Raw genomic sequence first — 15,388 nt, 5'->3', positions numbered from 1 at the left:
CTCCATGATTACACATGGTTATTCAGGGTTATTCAAAAGATCGTGGATGCCTATCTTATCGTTGCGGAGCATTTTCTGGTCATATGCCTGATTAATTTTTTTAACTATATCCTGAAATGAAGCAGGTTTAAGGAGGTAATCGAATGCTCCGTGCTGAATTAAATCTACAGCCCTGTTAAGGGAAACATGTCCTGAAAGAAAAACAGTCTCCACATCAAAGCAATTCTCATGAATTCTCTGAAAAGTTTCCTCACCGGAGAGCCCGGGCATTTTAATATCAAGCAGAACAACATCAAAATCACCTTCCGCAAGTTTTTCAAGAGCTGCAGCCCCGTCAGCAGCTTCATCCGCCATCAAACCTTTTTCATTAAGCATCCGCACGGTTGTTTTCCGGAAACGTTCCTCGTCATCAACAACCAGAACCTTAACAATAGCTTTTGGAGATTGTTCCATTATATCCTCCTGATATTAAACGGGAACATGAACAGTAAAGGATGCGCCCATACCCTGTTCCGATTCTACAGTAATATAACCGCCAAGCTGATTTACAATCCGAAGGCTGACCGACAGCCCCAGCCCTGTGCCTTTTCCTGGCGGCTTGGTCGTATAAAAAGGATTAAATATTTGCTTAAGTTGCGCTTCAGGAATCCCGGGGCCGGTATCACTGATCTGCGCGAATGCCATATCGTCACAACTCCAAGTGGTTACAACAATCTCGCCGTTACCTTCTACAGCCTGAACCGCGTTGTTAAGAAGATTAAGAAAAACCTGCCGCAACAAAGGAGGATCTGTTTTAATTTTCGGGATATCAGAGCTGAATTTTTTTACGACCTTGATATTCTTAGCATCAGTCTCCGTTTGAACTAAGGTCAACATATCCAGCAGCAGCCTGTTAATATCCGCGGTTTGTGTAACCGGCCGCCTCTTTCGTGCAAAATCAAGCAATTTATGGGTAATATCTGAGCAGCGTTCGACCTGTTTAAAAACAACTTCCAGACTTTCACGAAGTTCATCCATTTCCTCATGGGTAGGATCTGAATAAAGGTTTATCCGCATTAATTCTGCTTCCTGCATGATTACATTCAGCGGATTATTAATCTCATGTGCTATACCTGCTGAAATTTCGCCGAGCGCAGATATTTTTTGAGATTGTACAAGCTGATTTTTAAGATCTGCCTGTTCATCGCAGGCACGCACCAGCGAACTGAATGAAGACCTGAGAATCATCCACAAACCGATGGAGGCTAAAACCGCGGCAACACTTCCGACAAAGGGCCATTCATAAGCAACAATCAATATTACCAAATACGACAAGGGGTATGCGTATTGTCCCAATTGGATAATTCTTCTAGTTTTGTTCAGATTCATGAAACACTCCGGCTCTGCCGCTTAAGCTCCGCGTGTTCGTTCGCTGCGCGTATTCTTTCAAGCAGATCATCAATTAAAAACGGCTTGAGGATATAGTCGTATGCACCATGACTGATGCCTTCTATTCCGGACTGAACAGACCCATGGCCGGTAAGCATAATAACCGAAGTATCCCGATATCTGCGTCTAATTTCCTTAAGAGTTTCAATGCCGCTAAGCCCCGGCATTCTGACATCCAGAATTACGACATTGACTGGATTTTTAGACATAAACTGCAAAGCCTCCTGTCCGTTATTTGCCACATCAACATCCACATTCCGCTTCGTTAGTCTTCGGCTTATCAACTTTAAAAAATCAGGTTCGTCATCCACTACAAGCACTCTTATTCTGGACACAGTTCCTCCTAGCTATCGCTGACAGCACCTGATAGCGGTAGAAAAAAAGTAAATACAGCTCCCTGCCCATGTTCACTTTGCACTGTGATTTTACCACCAAGTTTATTCAGTGCGCTGTATATGATAGATAAGCCCAATCCTGTGCCCTCTCCTGCCGGTTTTGTTGTAAAGAAAGGATCAAACACCTTGGAAAGCTGATCCGGAGGAATGCCGGTCCCCGTATCCTGAACTCCCATAGCAATGAATGATCCTTCCACACGGCTTTCCAGTGTGATACGCCCATTCTCGCCGACAGCATCAATTGCATTTTCCAACAGGTTAAGAATTATCTGCTGCACCTGATTCGAATCTGTTGTTATCAGCGGAAGCGCTGGGTCAAGATCGAAAACGACGTCAATACTACGATGTTTGATTTCATTTTCCAGAAAGGTAACTGTCTGTTTAGCTAGAATATTAAGGTCGACATCTTCCTGAACAGGTTCCATTCTGCGGGCGAACCCAAGCATTCTGTGGGTAACAGTGCGAGCTCTTTCAACATGTCTGTCAATATCACTGACAGCTTCATTCAGATCGTCCAAAAGTTCGAATCCGTCCAATTCTCCGTCATTGATAAGATCACGAATCCATCCGGCACTTTCTCTTATTATGGACAAAGGATTGTTTATTTCATGAGCTACACCGGCAGCCATTTTGCCGAGAGAGGCCATTTTGCTCGATTGCATAACAGTCGCATCCATGGCAGCACGTTCATCATTCGCCGCCTTTAATTTTCCGACAACAGAACCAATCGTCAGATATGTACCCGCAAAAATCATGCATGCACAAATCAGAAACAGAATATATACCATTGATTGAGCTCTCAGCAGCGGAGACAGCTCTTCACCGGGACTTTCAGTGACAACAAGTTTCCAATCTGTAAGTGACAAAGAGGTTATGCCTGCAACATGCGTTGTTCCGTTTTCAGTCCATTCGCAAATATTCACAGTTTTAACATCGGAATATTCAGGAAGTCGCGCACGGGATAAAACCTTACCCCCGAACCGTGATGGTGTTTGAAGATCCCAATTACGATTGACCAGATAAGCATCACCCAGTTTACCGCTGCGAACGTTTCTGACAAGAGCTTTAAAGACATCGGAATCAATAGTAGCCCTTAGTATCCATGTTTTACCGGCTTCTCTTCTTTTCACAGCAATAATGAAATGCGGAAAATTCCTGAACCCCATAAAAACATCACTTATATAAAGTCCTTTGAGCATAACCTGATTAAACCATGCTTCATCTTTGTAATTTACATCTCTAAGATCAAAAGGACCGCTGTAAGCCTCATGATTCCCGTCAGGACCGATAACGCCGAGATCGATAAAAGACCGTGATGTATTATGAATTATATCAAAGAGAGAATTAAGATACGCTTGGTCCGTCATCTGCGCGAGCGTGTGCGTATTGGCAAGATTCTGCAATTGCACGACACGTTCAGTTAAAAACATGTCAATTGTGTCCCGCTTATTATTCACAACCAGCATCAAATTACTGGTCAGTTTTTCTTCATAAGATTTACTGAACTGGTCATGAATAACGTAACCAAGCACAAAAAGAGGTATAAGAGAGAAGCATAAAGTTATTGCAATCAGCTTCCATCTGAGCTTCGTGTAGGAAGTAGTCGTCATAGAGCTCTCCTATACTCTGAAGAAAGGATGCTATAACTTGATAAGACAGCTTTTATATCCTGCTCGAATTTTACCTGATAGTTCCGGTAAGCCTCGGGATCAGACATAACCATATCAATCTGTCTGGTGTGGACAAGCAGGTATCCGGCAACGGCGAGAGCCCGCTCGACAACTTCTTCCGCAACTCCTTCAATTCTGGCAAAAAGAGAGTCTTCCTTCACATCAACAATAAATCCATACTTTTCAAGAATTCCGGCAATAAGCCATGAACGAATCATGCGACGCGATTTGTCCGCTCCACCTCCGGTAAATTGGAAAAATGCATAATTTTCATCAGGATCTTCCCCTGCGTACCCTTCAACCGTACAAAAATGAAAACCGAACCGGGACTGAAGGTTGCAGTAATTTCTGGAAATGATAAAATAGTTGCGATCACCCATATTATTCGACATTCCCGGAGCCAGAGCAGGATTACAGGCCGCTTCGGCGATAACCGACATCAACCCGGAAATTTGAACAGGGGGAGGACCGTCCCACTTGATGTGAGTCATACCGATCCATAACGCTTTCATGGCATTTGAGCGGATGTCGGACAAATTTATATATTTATCATCTGCTGAAGAAGAGGTTCCGCCTCCAAGATCTATCAACCAGTACTGAAGCAGGTTTTCATCCTTCAACCTCTTGGCATTTGCCGCAGGGGCAACGTTGTCACGGAACATCTCAGCCACAGCCTTTTCATGACAAAATCTGGTAATATCGTGCAGTGATACACAATTTTCAGGAGCAAATTCAGGTGAATCCGGGTCCGTTAACGATAGCGGAACTATGAATGGCAGAATATTACGTAATGCAGTAACTACAGAATTATTCTGCGCCGGAATCGGCTTGTGATCTTGAGCCGTGCGCTTATCTTCGATACAACCCCGATAAATTTTGCCGGTAGCGGTATTTACGGTAACAACTCCGGCTCCGGCCAACTTATCCACCACACCCGCAATGCCTATAAAAGCCGGAATTCTGAATTCTCTGGCAACATTCGCAAGGTGTCCGGTGGCACTGCCGTGTTCTGAAATCAGCGCAGAAGCTCTAGGCAGCAATGCTGCAAGGCGGGGTTTGGCATTATGAGTAAGTAAAATCGCGCCGTCAGGAAAATTCAACATGTCTTCATCTGTTTCGACCATGACAACTTCACCGCATGCAAAACCATGACTGGCCGGAATGCAATCGCTCAAAATTGCAAGAGATTCATGTTCATCCTCTTCAGAAATGCGGCTGACTTGGGCCAGTGATTCGGCAACTGACAATGGACGGCATTGAAGTATATAAATACGACCGTCTTTCGATTTAACCCATTCAATATCTTGCGGACAATTGAAATGATCATCAATACGCAAAGCTATTTCAGTCAGTTCAATAATTATTGAATATGAGATTGAAGGAGCTATGCGACCACATTCAGACATTTTAACTTTAGTGAGTTCACCTTTTGCTGAACTCAGGCTTTGCCATTCTTTATCTGCAATAAAAACATCACGGATAGTAAGATCTGTCCGGTCCATAATCCACGTATCCGCAAGCGCACTTCCGTCAACAATTGAACTGGGGTGCCCCGGAACTCCGCTTATTATCAAAACATTCTCATGTATTCCCATGGGATCGCGAGTATATATGACGCCGCCGGCTACGGCATCAATCATTTCAAGGCACCCTACACACATAACAAGCTCATCTTCACGAAGACCTTTATTGAGCAGATAAGTCATTGCGGTTGCCGAATACATGCTTGCAATAACAGAGCGATATGAATCTGTTATATTTTCGGGATAAACTCCAAGGACAGAAAGAAATTGCCCCGCAAAACTAGCCTCTCCGGAATCTTCACCCAGCGCGCTGCTGCGAACTGCCAGCCGGAAATCGTGTCGGCCTTCTGAAAAATTAGAACTTGAAGAATCAATAGCTTCTTCAAGTTCTGGCGGCATAGCCGCAAGATCTATTGCATGCTTTATGTTTTCTTCCAGAGTATAAAGGTCATTCAAATCGTTACCGTCAGCTATCTGGATTAGACGGTCTATCTCGTCATCCAGACCGGAATTCTCCATAAAAAACGAAAAGGCGGACGCTGTTATGGAAAACCCTTCAGGAACTCTTATACCCAGCTTGGAGCTGATTTCTCCGAGCATAGCCATTTTAGATCCTGTTTCTGAAATTGAATCCGCATTGATTTCATCCATAGTTAAAATCAACGGCCCCTGGGCCTGACCTGCGCGGCAATCAGAGGCTTTATCCATCTTCATAACAATATTATTAAAAATATCTTTTAAGATGTCATATTTACCTGGGTTCATGCGGCATAGACGTTCGACCATCTGGCGGACATTTGCTGAAGCCTTAAGGCTTTGTGATTTGACATGTGACATCCCGAACAGGCCGCTGGAATCGGCTTCTTCGGTCATCTCCGCCATAATTTCCAGAGCCTTGCTGTTTGCGGCAAGCAGAAGCCTGAAATTTTCACAGCGCGCAATGAAATGCTTTGATCCATCATCCTTCCCATTTGAAGGATTTCTTACAACTCTTGATATAACCTCAAAAATAGAGCGCATAATGATATCTCCGGCAGATCAAACGAGATCAAGTGTCCGGGACCGGACAGCATCCAGCATTTTGTAATACAAGTCCTCGGTCCCGACAGGCTTCAGCAGATAATCAAAAGCCCCGCAATCCATACCTTCGACAAGAGCTTCAGATTTCGCGTGCCCTGTTAAGATGATGACTGGAAGAGCTGGCGAATAAGCCTTAATCTGTCTGAGAGTTTCAATGCCGCTCATCCCGGGCATCATTACGTCTAAAACAACAACATCAAAGTCTGCGGCTTTAATCGCTTCAACCGCATCCCGCCCGCTGCACGCCACACTTACATCAACATTACGACGAACCAGTCTCCGTACATAGGCGTTGAGGAAATCGTTTTCGTCATCTACCAGCAGTAATCTAATTTTTTTCACTTCCTGACTCCTTTATTACCTTTCTTACCAGTTGGACCGGGGACTCTTTGCCCCCGGTCCTGGCGGGTGAGGGGGTAGTGCAGGTCATGTTGCGGTGAGATCAAAATATTTATCAGTTATAATTCTACAAAAAAGCTGAACGCAGTTCTAAAATAACCGGAGCAGCCGTCCAAAAAAATATCAAAAGCAAAACGGCTGTCAGTAGGACTAAAAGAGCCGCTTGCATTTTTCCAAGTCCGCATGCTTTCACCAGACCGATTCCGACAAGCACGGCGCGAACAGGTTCCATAACCATCGCCAGTCCGGGGATCCATGAAATGACCATGAGAGCCCCCCCGGCATAAGCATAGACATTAAAAACTTTACCGTATGGCACTCTGCTACATGTCGACATGCTGATAATGCAAAAGGTGAAAGCAGCTGCGAGCGCAGGCATAAAAATGGCGTTAATCATCATAATCACGCCCATAATAAGAGAATTTTCAAAGAAATATGTCATGCTCACAGAGCAATAAAAAATTCCTGAAATCATTAAAAAGAAGAGCGCGCGTCTAGATCCGCTCTCATCTGCAACACTTTCAAAATATTTAACAGGGGAACGCATAATCGCGAACAGAGTATCCATGTACTCTCTGACTCCCATCTTTTCAGCATGCGCGCATGTAGCTTCCATGACCTTCCCTCCTAGCCTAAAAATCTATTTAAACCTTCAACCATGCCCCAACCGAGCATGATAAGCGTCATTATAAAAAGGATGCGTCTTTCAGTTCTCTTTGAAAAATATGTAGTTCCATTTTCAAACACAAAGAGACTTTCTTTTTTTTCGTTACTTTCCATGAAGTTTCTCCCCTTTATAGCCCGGCGGTCGGACTTTCCATCCGACCGCCGGGAATAATTTATTTTACCCTATTTAAAATCCGGGCAGACTTCCGAAACCGATATTACACCAGTACAATGAGGTAAGAAGGACTATCATAATGTTGGCAATAAACCACATCGGCACACCGACTCTCAAGTAATCCTTAGGCTCCAAATAACCGGAAGCGTAAACAATTGCGTTAGGAGGAGTTCCTATAATGAGACAATATGCGAACGATGAAGCTACTGCTGTTGCCATTGCCATGAACGGTAGGAACGTGGTTCCGGGATGGACAATACTTGCCATATTCAATGTGATTGGACCGACTGCTGCTGCGGCAGGACCGTCAGCCATTAAGTTTGTTAATACAGCTGTCAAACCGTTAGATGTCAGCATCAGCGGAATACCCTTGTCCATACCGAGCGGAGCAAGCATGTCGATTACGGACTGAGCAAGCCAATATGCCGCGCCGGTCTTATCCAAGGTGCGTCCGAAGATAATTGCACCGGCATATAACCAGACTACACCCCAGTCGACCTTCTCCTGATAATCACGCCAGTTAACAACACCGGCCAGCAGATAAGCTACAGCTCCGGCAACTGCTATTACACCGATACCAAGGCGGATAGGATAGATACCGAGATTGTAGAATTCCTTTTCAGTGAACCATCCGAAAACCATAACTACGAAGATAATCATGGCCCAGATCTGATGCTTGTTCCACTTACCCATCTTGACTATTTCGCCTTCAAGATGGCGCATAGCAGGAGCAAGCGACCTGATTTTCGGCTTGAAAACCATATTGGTTACAATCCAAGTGAAAGGAATCATGACTATAACGAAAGGCATACAGTACATAATCCACTGAGCGTAACCGATATCCATGCCGAACATGTCGGTAAGATAGGTCATCATGATAACGTTTCGTGCGCCGCCCGAAGGTGCGCCAGGACCGCCGATGTTACATGCCATGGCAATCGTTATCATCAGCATCTTTGCTAATTCCTTGTCTTCAGGAATTTCGTCAGTAAGGCTGTTCTGATAAAGCAACATACCGATAGGCAGAAACATTGCTGCAAGCGCATGGTCAGAAATAAATGCCGCAAGCGGGCTGATTACAAGGAAGAAAATCATCGTAATCCAGCGGACATTCGGCACAGCCAGTTTCCTGAACATGATCAGGCACATTCTCTTATCCACTCCCGTTTTGACGAAAGCAGCTGCGAACATGAGCGAACCCATAATAAACCAGCAGGCATCATCCCAATAAAGTCCTGCCACTTCACTTCGGGAAACAACTCCTGTGAAAACAAGAATCAGTCCTATACAGAAAGCAACACCTGGAAGCGGCATACATTCTGTCATAAAACAGAAGACCACAAAGATGACCATCGCGATGGAAACTTTAATCTTCCATGCGCCTGTGTCAGCACTCTTCTGATCAGATGACGAAAGATCTGCGTACGAAAGATTCTTATTCCTTTGATCGAACGCACCTTTCATCACTGTCAGGAAAGCAGCATCAGTAAAATTGGTATTTACGTATTCAAGTGCTTTTTTAAGGTTGGCGGAATCACCGGGGATTTTATACTGCTTCAACCACTTAGCATCACGCTTCATAAATCTGGCCTTTGATAAGGCTCCCATGCGCATGCTTTGTTCCATCATTTGAGCGGTCAGCTTCTGCCACTGCTCAACATTAGAACTTTTTTTGTTAAACAACTGCTCACAGATATAATTAGTGACAGCCTTGGGGCCTACCGAATACTGCATACCGACCTTCTTCATTCCTGAAGAAGTAGGAAGCATAATGACGATACAAAATAATACTACCGGGATTATTAACAGCTTCCAGTTGACATACTTGTCATACCCGGTCGCTTTCTTTTTTTCTTGAGCCATGTTTCACCTCTATCGCTGAACTTCAGTATTATTAGCTCGATGAAATTATCCGGGCGATCTCATAAAAGAGTTCCTGTTCCCGGACGATGCCGATGTCCCTGCCGTCTTTCTGAACAACCATGCGCCTTGCAGGAATAGTCACCATGTTGTTGGCAACATCCATGAGGTTTGCATCAAAACTGATGACCGGAAGAGTTTCAGACATCAGTTCATGCACAGGTTTGTTCATGATTTCTTTTACGCGGGAAGTGAAAAGCCCTTCCCAGAACATGGCTGAATATTGAAGACTGTCCGCCATTGAAGGTTTAGGAGCCGTCAGATAAGCCGGCCTGATTGCATTGATAAGATTCAAAGGATTAAGTATGCCTGCAACGCTACCGTCAGGATTGGTAACAACAACCGAACGATGCCCTGTATCCATCAGCTTGTTAGTGGCCACAAATTCACTCATGGCTTTTTTCAAGGCTGCAATGGCGTCAGACACGGTGCTGTCAACAGAAATCATGGTATAATCATCCAGAGGAATCATTACCTCCCCTGCCAATTTTTCACGATAAGGCTTTTTAGATGCAGAAGCGTAAGCGTCCTGAATCTTATCAGCCAGCAGATCGATGTCACATGGCTTTGCAAGAAAATCGAACGCGCCTGTTTTATGAGCTTTCATAGCTCCGGAAAGGTCCCCATGACCTGTGAGCATGATAATAGGAAGATCCGGCACAATTGCCTTGATCCGTTCCAATGTCTGATGCCCGTCCATCCCGCTCATTTTAACATCCAGAATGACCACATCCGGATTTTCCCCAAGTTTTTCCAAGGCTTCTTCGCCACTAGCAGCAAGGATTGTCTCAAATCCTTTGCGAGACAGTATCTTAGCTGTCGTGGTGCGGAAGCGTTCCTCATCGTCGACCATGAGGACCGTAATTTTACTCATTATCAACCTCCTTGAAGTTCAATCAATTCTTACTTTCTACCTTCGGCTGCATCAGCCATCTTAGCGGAAAGAATTTTTTGCTTGTGTCGTGAAACTTTTTCAAAAGCCTCCTCAACCTTCCCGAGAATGTCCTTCATGCTTACAGGTTTAACTAGAAAATCCATCGCACCGAGCTTCAGACCTTCCACTGCAGACTCCATAGTTGCGTGCCCCGTTAGAATGATCACTTCAATAAGCGGGTAATCTTTCTTGATACGTTGCAAAGTCTCCATGCCGTCCATTCCGGGCATTTTAATATCGAGAAAAATCACTTTTACTTTTTCAATCTTGAGCAGTTCCAGGGCATCTTTTCCGGACGTTGATGTAACAACATCAATCCCCATCTTCTCGAAAAGTTTTTTTGTTGTGCTGAGCAGACGCTCTTCGTCATCTACAAGCATGATTTTCATCTGTTCCATAGCTGTCTCGCATTGTGTCTGACTTCTTTTAAGGTGAAGCCAAACACCTTAATCTGGTTGCTTGTGACTTCTCCGTGCCTTTTCCCAACTTGTTTTTACAAATTTCTTACGATCCCTTTTGCAACCCGCGTGCCAAGCGTAACTATATGTAATAAAAAGGTTAAATCACGCAAAACACTATTGCGTGATTTATTAATAGAGCAAAAAAATCCTTCTTGCTCAGCACGCGTGTGCGGATCAAGAAGGATTTTCAAAAGAATCAATATTGTAATCAGCGTAAGTTTATGAACTTTAAACTCATAAATATTTATACGAACTGTTTAGAGTTAAGAATTAGTTTTAAGTCCGGGTAGAGTAATAGTAAAAACAGTACCTTCATTCTTAACACTTTCAACAGCAAGGTCGCCGCCAAGCGTGCTTATTATTGTATGGCAGACAGACAGACCAAGCCCAGTCCCCTGCCCCGGTGCTTTTGTTGAAAAGAAAGGAACAAAAATTTTAGTCAGATTGTCAGGACTTATGCCCGTTCCGTTATCAGCAACTTTTATTACAGCACTTCCGTCAGCACCGAGAGTAGCATCAACCTTTACTTTTCCGCCTTCAGAACCATGACGGTCAATCACTGCATAAATTGCATTGTTCAGCAGATTAACCATTACCTGTTGTAATTGTCTGGGGTCAGCCTCAATCTGAGGGGTTTCAGGACTGATTTCGCACCCCATTTCTACTCCATGAACGGTGGCTTTCTTTTCAACCATGGCCCCCACTCCCGGTAAATAAACGGAAAGATCAATCTTCTGTAATTCCGGCTTACTGCTCCGTCCGAAATTTAAGATTTCACGTGTTATGCCGGCGCAACGGTCTATCTGCAATTTTAGCTGATCCGAAATATCCTTAACCTCATCACGTACTGCAGGTTCACAGTTACTTGGTAATGCATCCTCAAGAACCAATTCCAATAATGCCAGATCGCTCTTCATTATCTGAAGCGGGTTATTTATTTCATGCGCAAATCCTGCCGACATTTCACCGAGCTCTGCAAGCCTTGCAGCACGCATAAGCTGATTTTCTAAAGTACAGACAGCTTCAGCCTGCCGCTCAAGAGTTTCATAAATTTTACGGCTGGTAAAAAGAGCCAGAACAACAATCACAGCCCCGCCGCAAAGCAGAACAAGAAGAATTGTATATCCTGCAATATTTGTTGACCGGAAAGCATCTGCTCTCTTTTGCCGCACAATAAGCCGCCACTTGCCGTCATTCATGAGGGCGGACGCAAGCAAATAGTCAACCCCGTCATCATTTCCAAGAAACGTAATTATATTTTTTTTCTGATAAGGATAATTAAATAAATCATTCTCGAGAAGTCCGCCGCCGGATCTGCGCGCAGTCTGAAACTTACCGTCCTGACTGACAATATATGCCTCACCGGTATCTCCAAGCTTTACGCCATCAACAAGCTTTCTAAAAATATCCGAATTAATCGTACCGCGCAGCACCCACGGCTTCCCATCGATAATCCGCGTAACCGCAACAACAAAATGCGGAACGTTGCGGTATCCCAAAAAAACATCGCTTACATGATAACCGTTTTTTATTGTATCTTGATACCAAGGTGCATCAAGATAGTTTTTTTCAGTCAATTCATATGCTCCTGAATATGAGATCTGTACCCCATCAGGGGCAATCAAACCTAAATCCTGAAAGACACCTCCTGCATTTTTAAACATCAAAGCGATGTCGCCATGATCCATTCCCCATTGCAAATGATCAGCAGGGATTAAATTCAGATATGACTGCAGATCAGTCTGCCGTTCTTTCAGGAATGCCGAAATTATATCCCGGTGATCTATCGCAGATTGTCGAATAGCACTTACAACCAGCTTTTCCGTTGTTTTTGAGTATGAATAATATCCGATAAACATCGCCAGAAGAAGTGGTATTGCCGGAACAACAATCATGGAAATGAGAAGGAGCTTATGAACTCTGCAGTCAATCAGTTTTTTCATTACTTTGTCCTTTTGCACGAAATTGCCGTATTTTTTTATTACTACCAAAAAATTACAAGGTACTATATTATCAAATAAAAAACATGCTTACACCACACGCATAATAGACATATTAAGCAAGGCTTATGCCAAAAAGTTATTGACAAAATAAAGTAAAGAGACATATCGCAAAAGATAGTGAAATTTTGAACTATCTACCGTAAAATGATCAGAACTCTAGGAGAGCGGCATGGCTGAATCCTTTTCAGATAAAAATTCCAAGAAGGAAGGCTTGCGAAACATCACAAGCAAAATATCTAGGAAACTAGGGCTCAGGGGCAAGTTATTGCTCACTCTCCTTCCCTCCATTCTAGCAATTCTTCTATTCGCGGGATATACATCTTATCGTGTTGCTGATGAGTATATTCACATTGCCCTGACTCGAACAGTCAAAGTTCACACTTTAGGCATTGTTCATGAAGTCGAGCAATACATGGAAAGATGCAAAACAGATCTGCTTTTCATTGCGCAAGGCGATATGCAGCCAAAATCCTTGCGGGATATGATGAAAAGACACATGCGGGCTGGCGGTAACAACTATTTTGAGCTTGCTTATCTCCCCGCCTCAGGAGGACAGCCTGTCGTCCTTGTGCAGAAAAACGGTATAGTTAATGAAATGGGCTTAACTGAATTATCCCAGATACAGCCAAACCCTCTTTTAGAACTAGGTAAAATCAATTCCCTGAAACAAGGAGAAGTTCAGCCTTCGCAAGTGATGGAAGTGGTATATCCTTTGCCGGATGCCAAGGCTTCGAACATGCATGTCCGCACTCATGTTATCCGTTTTTACACATATTTTCCCGGTGACAATGCTAACCCTCCAGGAATTTTATTTCTTTCAGTAGAAGCTTCTCAGATTCGTAATATTCTTTCACTTTATAACTCGGAACAATCCCCCTTGTGGGCGTTTCCCAGAAGCCAGGAACTGCGCTTCAGTTACCTTTTAAATACTGAAGGCTGGATTCTTTTTCAGTCTGCTTCGACTGCTGAAAAAGATAAAGAACTCACCACATTTCTTGCCAGAGAAAACTTTGAAGGAACACTTGGCAAACAAGGGCAAGCCTCTGCATTCAGGCCAAATAAAAATCACGCAATATTCTGGCAAGCACTCGAAAAAATCAAAAACAATGAAAACGGTCTGTTCCAAATTGCCGAAAAAAATAATGCCAATTCAAACGTTAAATCATTCTACTTTTCCTACGCTCCTGTAAAATTTAAAACTGCAAGTAACACGTCGCCTGTGATTTACGGCGGCGTTGTTTTTATAGATCGAAGCCAGCTTCCAATCATCGCGGGATATAAGCATTTTGATATAATGCTCATGGTCACAATAGTTTCAATTGCGATCATATCAATCCTTATCTTCTGCATCGGACGGATACTGACAACCCCGGTTCTCAAGCTGGCTACTAAAATGAACGAACTTAGTTCACTGGAAACCTTGGAAGAAATTAATCTCCCGTACTGCGGATTTGATGTGGAGATGCTGCAACGATCTATTAATAACATCATCCGGCGAGTTAAACAGCAAGTTACTGAGTTGCAGGCAAAAGACGAAGCCATTTTCAATGTAAACAAGCGTGAACCGGCAGACCTTAAACGGGAACTGGATACTCTGGTGGACGTAGAACTGAGCATCATGCCTGAAATTATTGGTCATGGACCAATAATTTCGCGTCTTAAGTCAGATATATTAAAAGCCGCTCACGTTGATGTTGATGTTCTCATTTCCGGTGAAACAGGAACAGGTAAACAACTCGTAGCAGAGGCAATTCATAATCAAAGCAACCGCAAAAAAATGCCCTTTATTTCTATCAACTGCGGCGCACTTGATGAAAATCTTTTATTGGACGTATTATTCGGGCACGTTAAAGGAGCGTTTTCAGACGCGAAGACGGACCGCAGCGGGGCCTTTAATGAAGCGAATGAAGGAACATTGTTTCTGGATGAAATTCAATCAGCCTCACCGAAAGTTCAGCAGTCCCTGCTTAGAGCTATTGCATCAAGAAAAATCAAGCCGCTCGGCAGCGACAAAGAACTCGATTTCAACGTAAGAATAATTGCCGCAACGAACGTTGATCTGCCTTCGCTGATTGAACAGAAAATTTTCAGGGAAGATTTATATTACAGATTAAAGGTTGTCTCAATTGCAACACCGGCCCTGCGTGAACACCCTGAAAATATACCTTTGTTGAGTATTTTTTATCTCAAGCAGGCCGAACAGCTTACAAGTCGTACTGATATGGGCATAAGCAAAGGCGCATTAAGCAAACTGATATCTTACCAATGGTCAGGCAACGTTCGCGAGTTGGTAAACTGCATTACAAGAGCAACCGTCATGGCTGAAGGAAAGATTATCCAGCCGGAAGAAATAAGACTTGAGGGTGAAATTGAATCAAAAGTATCATTTTCCGATGCAGAAATGCCCACTTTTTCAGGAGTAGACGCAACTGTCAGCACAGTGAAAGAAAAACCTTCTGAAAATAGTAACTACAAAGAAAAGAATCAGGTTGAAGATCCAGCTCCTTTGAACGAGCGGCAAAACTTGGCATGGCCTAAGATCAGAACTAAAAAAACAGTCACCCGCAAAGAATATCAGGACATAGTAGGAGGACATCTTCCAACGCGCACAGCAATTTACGATCTGCAAGATTTTGTAAGACGGGAAATGCTCACGAAACAAGGCCGCGGACCTTCTACCAGATACATCGTCTCAGCCAAATAACGATTTAATTAATCAGTACATTAACAGTTT

The 15,388-nt window shown here is 43.6% G+C and carries 13 protein-coding genes; 1 reads left to right on the top strand and 12 read right to left on the bottom strand.

Annotated features, from left to right (window positions below; translation table 11 throughout):
* Positions 1–18: 18 nt before the first annotated feature.
* From B9N78_RS00405 to B9N78_RS00355, 12 genes are all read right to left on the bottom strand, one after another.
* A complete protein-coding gene (locus tag B9N78_RS00405) occupies positions 19–453 on the bottom strand; it encodes a response regulator (RefSeq protein WP_085096718.1) in 435 nt (144 codons plus the stop codon).
* 15 nt (positions 454–468) lie between these two features.
* On the bottom strand, positions 469–1,368 hold the full coding sequence (locus tag B9N78_RS00400; protein ID WP_085096715.1) for a sensor histidine kinase: 900 nt from the start codon (positions 1,366–1,368) through the stop codon (positions 469–471).
* A complete protein-coding gene (locus tag B9N78_RS00395; protein WP_085096712.1) occupies positions 1,365–1,763 on the bottom strand; it encodes a response regulator in 399 nt (132 codons plus the stop codon). Before B9N78_RS00395 ends, B9N78_RS00400 begins: the two co-directional genes overlap by 4 nt.
* A gap of 8 nt (positions 1,764–1,771) precedes the next feature.
* Complete coding sequence (locus B9N78_RS00390) at positions 1,772–3,433, bottom strand: sensor histidine kinase (protein WP_085096709.1); 1,662 nt, start codon at positions 3,431–3,433, stop codon at positions 1,772–1,774.
* Positions 3,430–6,036 carry a PEP/pyruvate-binding domain-containing protein gene (locus tag B9N78_RS00385; protein WP_085096706.1) on the bottom strand — a complete coding sequence of 869 codons (2,607 nt, stop codon included), beginning with the start codon at positions 6,034–6,036 and terminating at the stop codon, positions 3,430–3,432. Before B9N78_RS00385 ends, B9N78_RS00390 begins: the two co-directional genes overlap by 4 nt.
* Before the next feature lie 18 nt (positions 6,037–6,054).
* Entirely contained in the window at positions 6,055–6,438 is a 384-nt protein-coding gene (locus B9N78_RS00380) for a response regulator (protein WP_170921342.1), read from the bottom strand.
* A 124-nt stretch (positions 6,439–6,562) separates the two neighbouring features.
* On the bottom strand, positions 6,563–7,111 hold the full coding sequence (locus B9N78_RS00375) for a YIP1 family protein (protein ID WP_085096703.1): 549 nt from the start codon (positions 7,109–7,111) through the stop codon (positions 6,563–6,565).
* 11 nt (positions 7,112–7,122) lie between these two features.
* Positions 7,123–7,275, bottom strand: a complete 153-nt coding sequence (locus B9N78_RS18050; RefSeq protein WP_170921341.1) for a hypothetical protein — start codon at positions 7,273–7,275, stop codon at positions 7,123–7,125.
* Positions 7,276–7,348: 73 nt separating this feature from the next.
* The gene (locus B9N78_RS00370) at positions 7,349–9,199 is read right to left on the bottom strand and encodes an SLC13 family permease (RefSeq protein WP_085096700.1); all 1,851 of its coding nucleotides are present in this window, start codon (positions 9,197–9,199) and stop codon (positions 7,349–7,351) included.
* A 31-nt stretch (positions 9,200–9,230) separates the two neighbouring features.
* Positions 9,231–10,130 carry a response regulator gene (locus tag B9N78_RS00365; protein WP_085096697.1) on the bottom strand — a complete coding sequence of 300 codons (900 nt, stop codon included), beginning with the start codon at positions 10,128–10,130 and terminating at the stop codon, positions 9,231–9,233.
* Positions 10,131–10,159: 29 nt separating this feature from the next.
* On the bottom strand, positions 10,160–10,588 hold the full coding sequence (locus B9N78_RS00360; protein WP_170921340.1) for a response regulator: 429 nt from the start codon (positions 10,586–10,588) through the stop codon (positions 10,160–10,162).
* 326 nt (positions 10,589–10,914) lie between these two features.
* A complete protein-coding gene (locus B9N78_RS00355) occupies positions 10,915–12,594 on the bottom strand; it encodes a sensor histidine kinase (protein WP_085096694.1) in 1,680 nt (559 codons plus the stop codon).
* A gap of 229 nt (positions 12,595–12,823) precedes the next feature.
* Here B9N78_RS00355 and B9N78_RS00350 point away from each other — a divergent pair, with 229 nt between their 5' ends.
* Positions 12,824–15,358: a sigma 54-interacting transcriptional regulator gene (locus B9N78_RS00350; RefSeq protein ID WP_085096691.1), complete on the top strand. Its 2,535-nt coding sequence runs from the start codon at positions 12,824–12,826 to the stop codon at positions 15,356–15,358.
* The last annotated feature ends 30 nt before the right edge of the window (positions 15,359–15,388 follow it).

The sequence above is a fragment of the Desulfovibrio gilichinskyi genome, assembly GCF_900177375.1.
Taxonomy (GTDB): domain Bacteria; phylum Desulfobacterota; class Desulfovibrionia; order Desulfovibrionales; family Desulfovibrionaceae; genus Maridesulfovibrio; species Maridesulfovibrio gilichinskyi.
The sequence above is the reverse complement of the archived record's forward strand: the minus strand, read 5'-3'. Positions and strand labels throughout refer to the sequence as shown.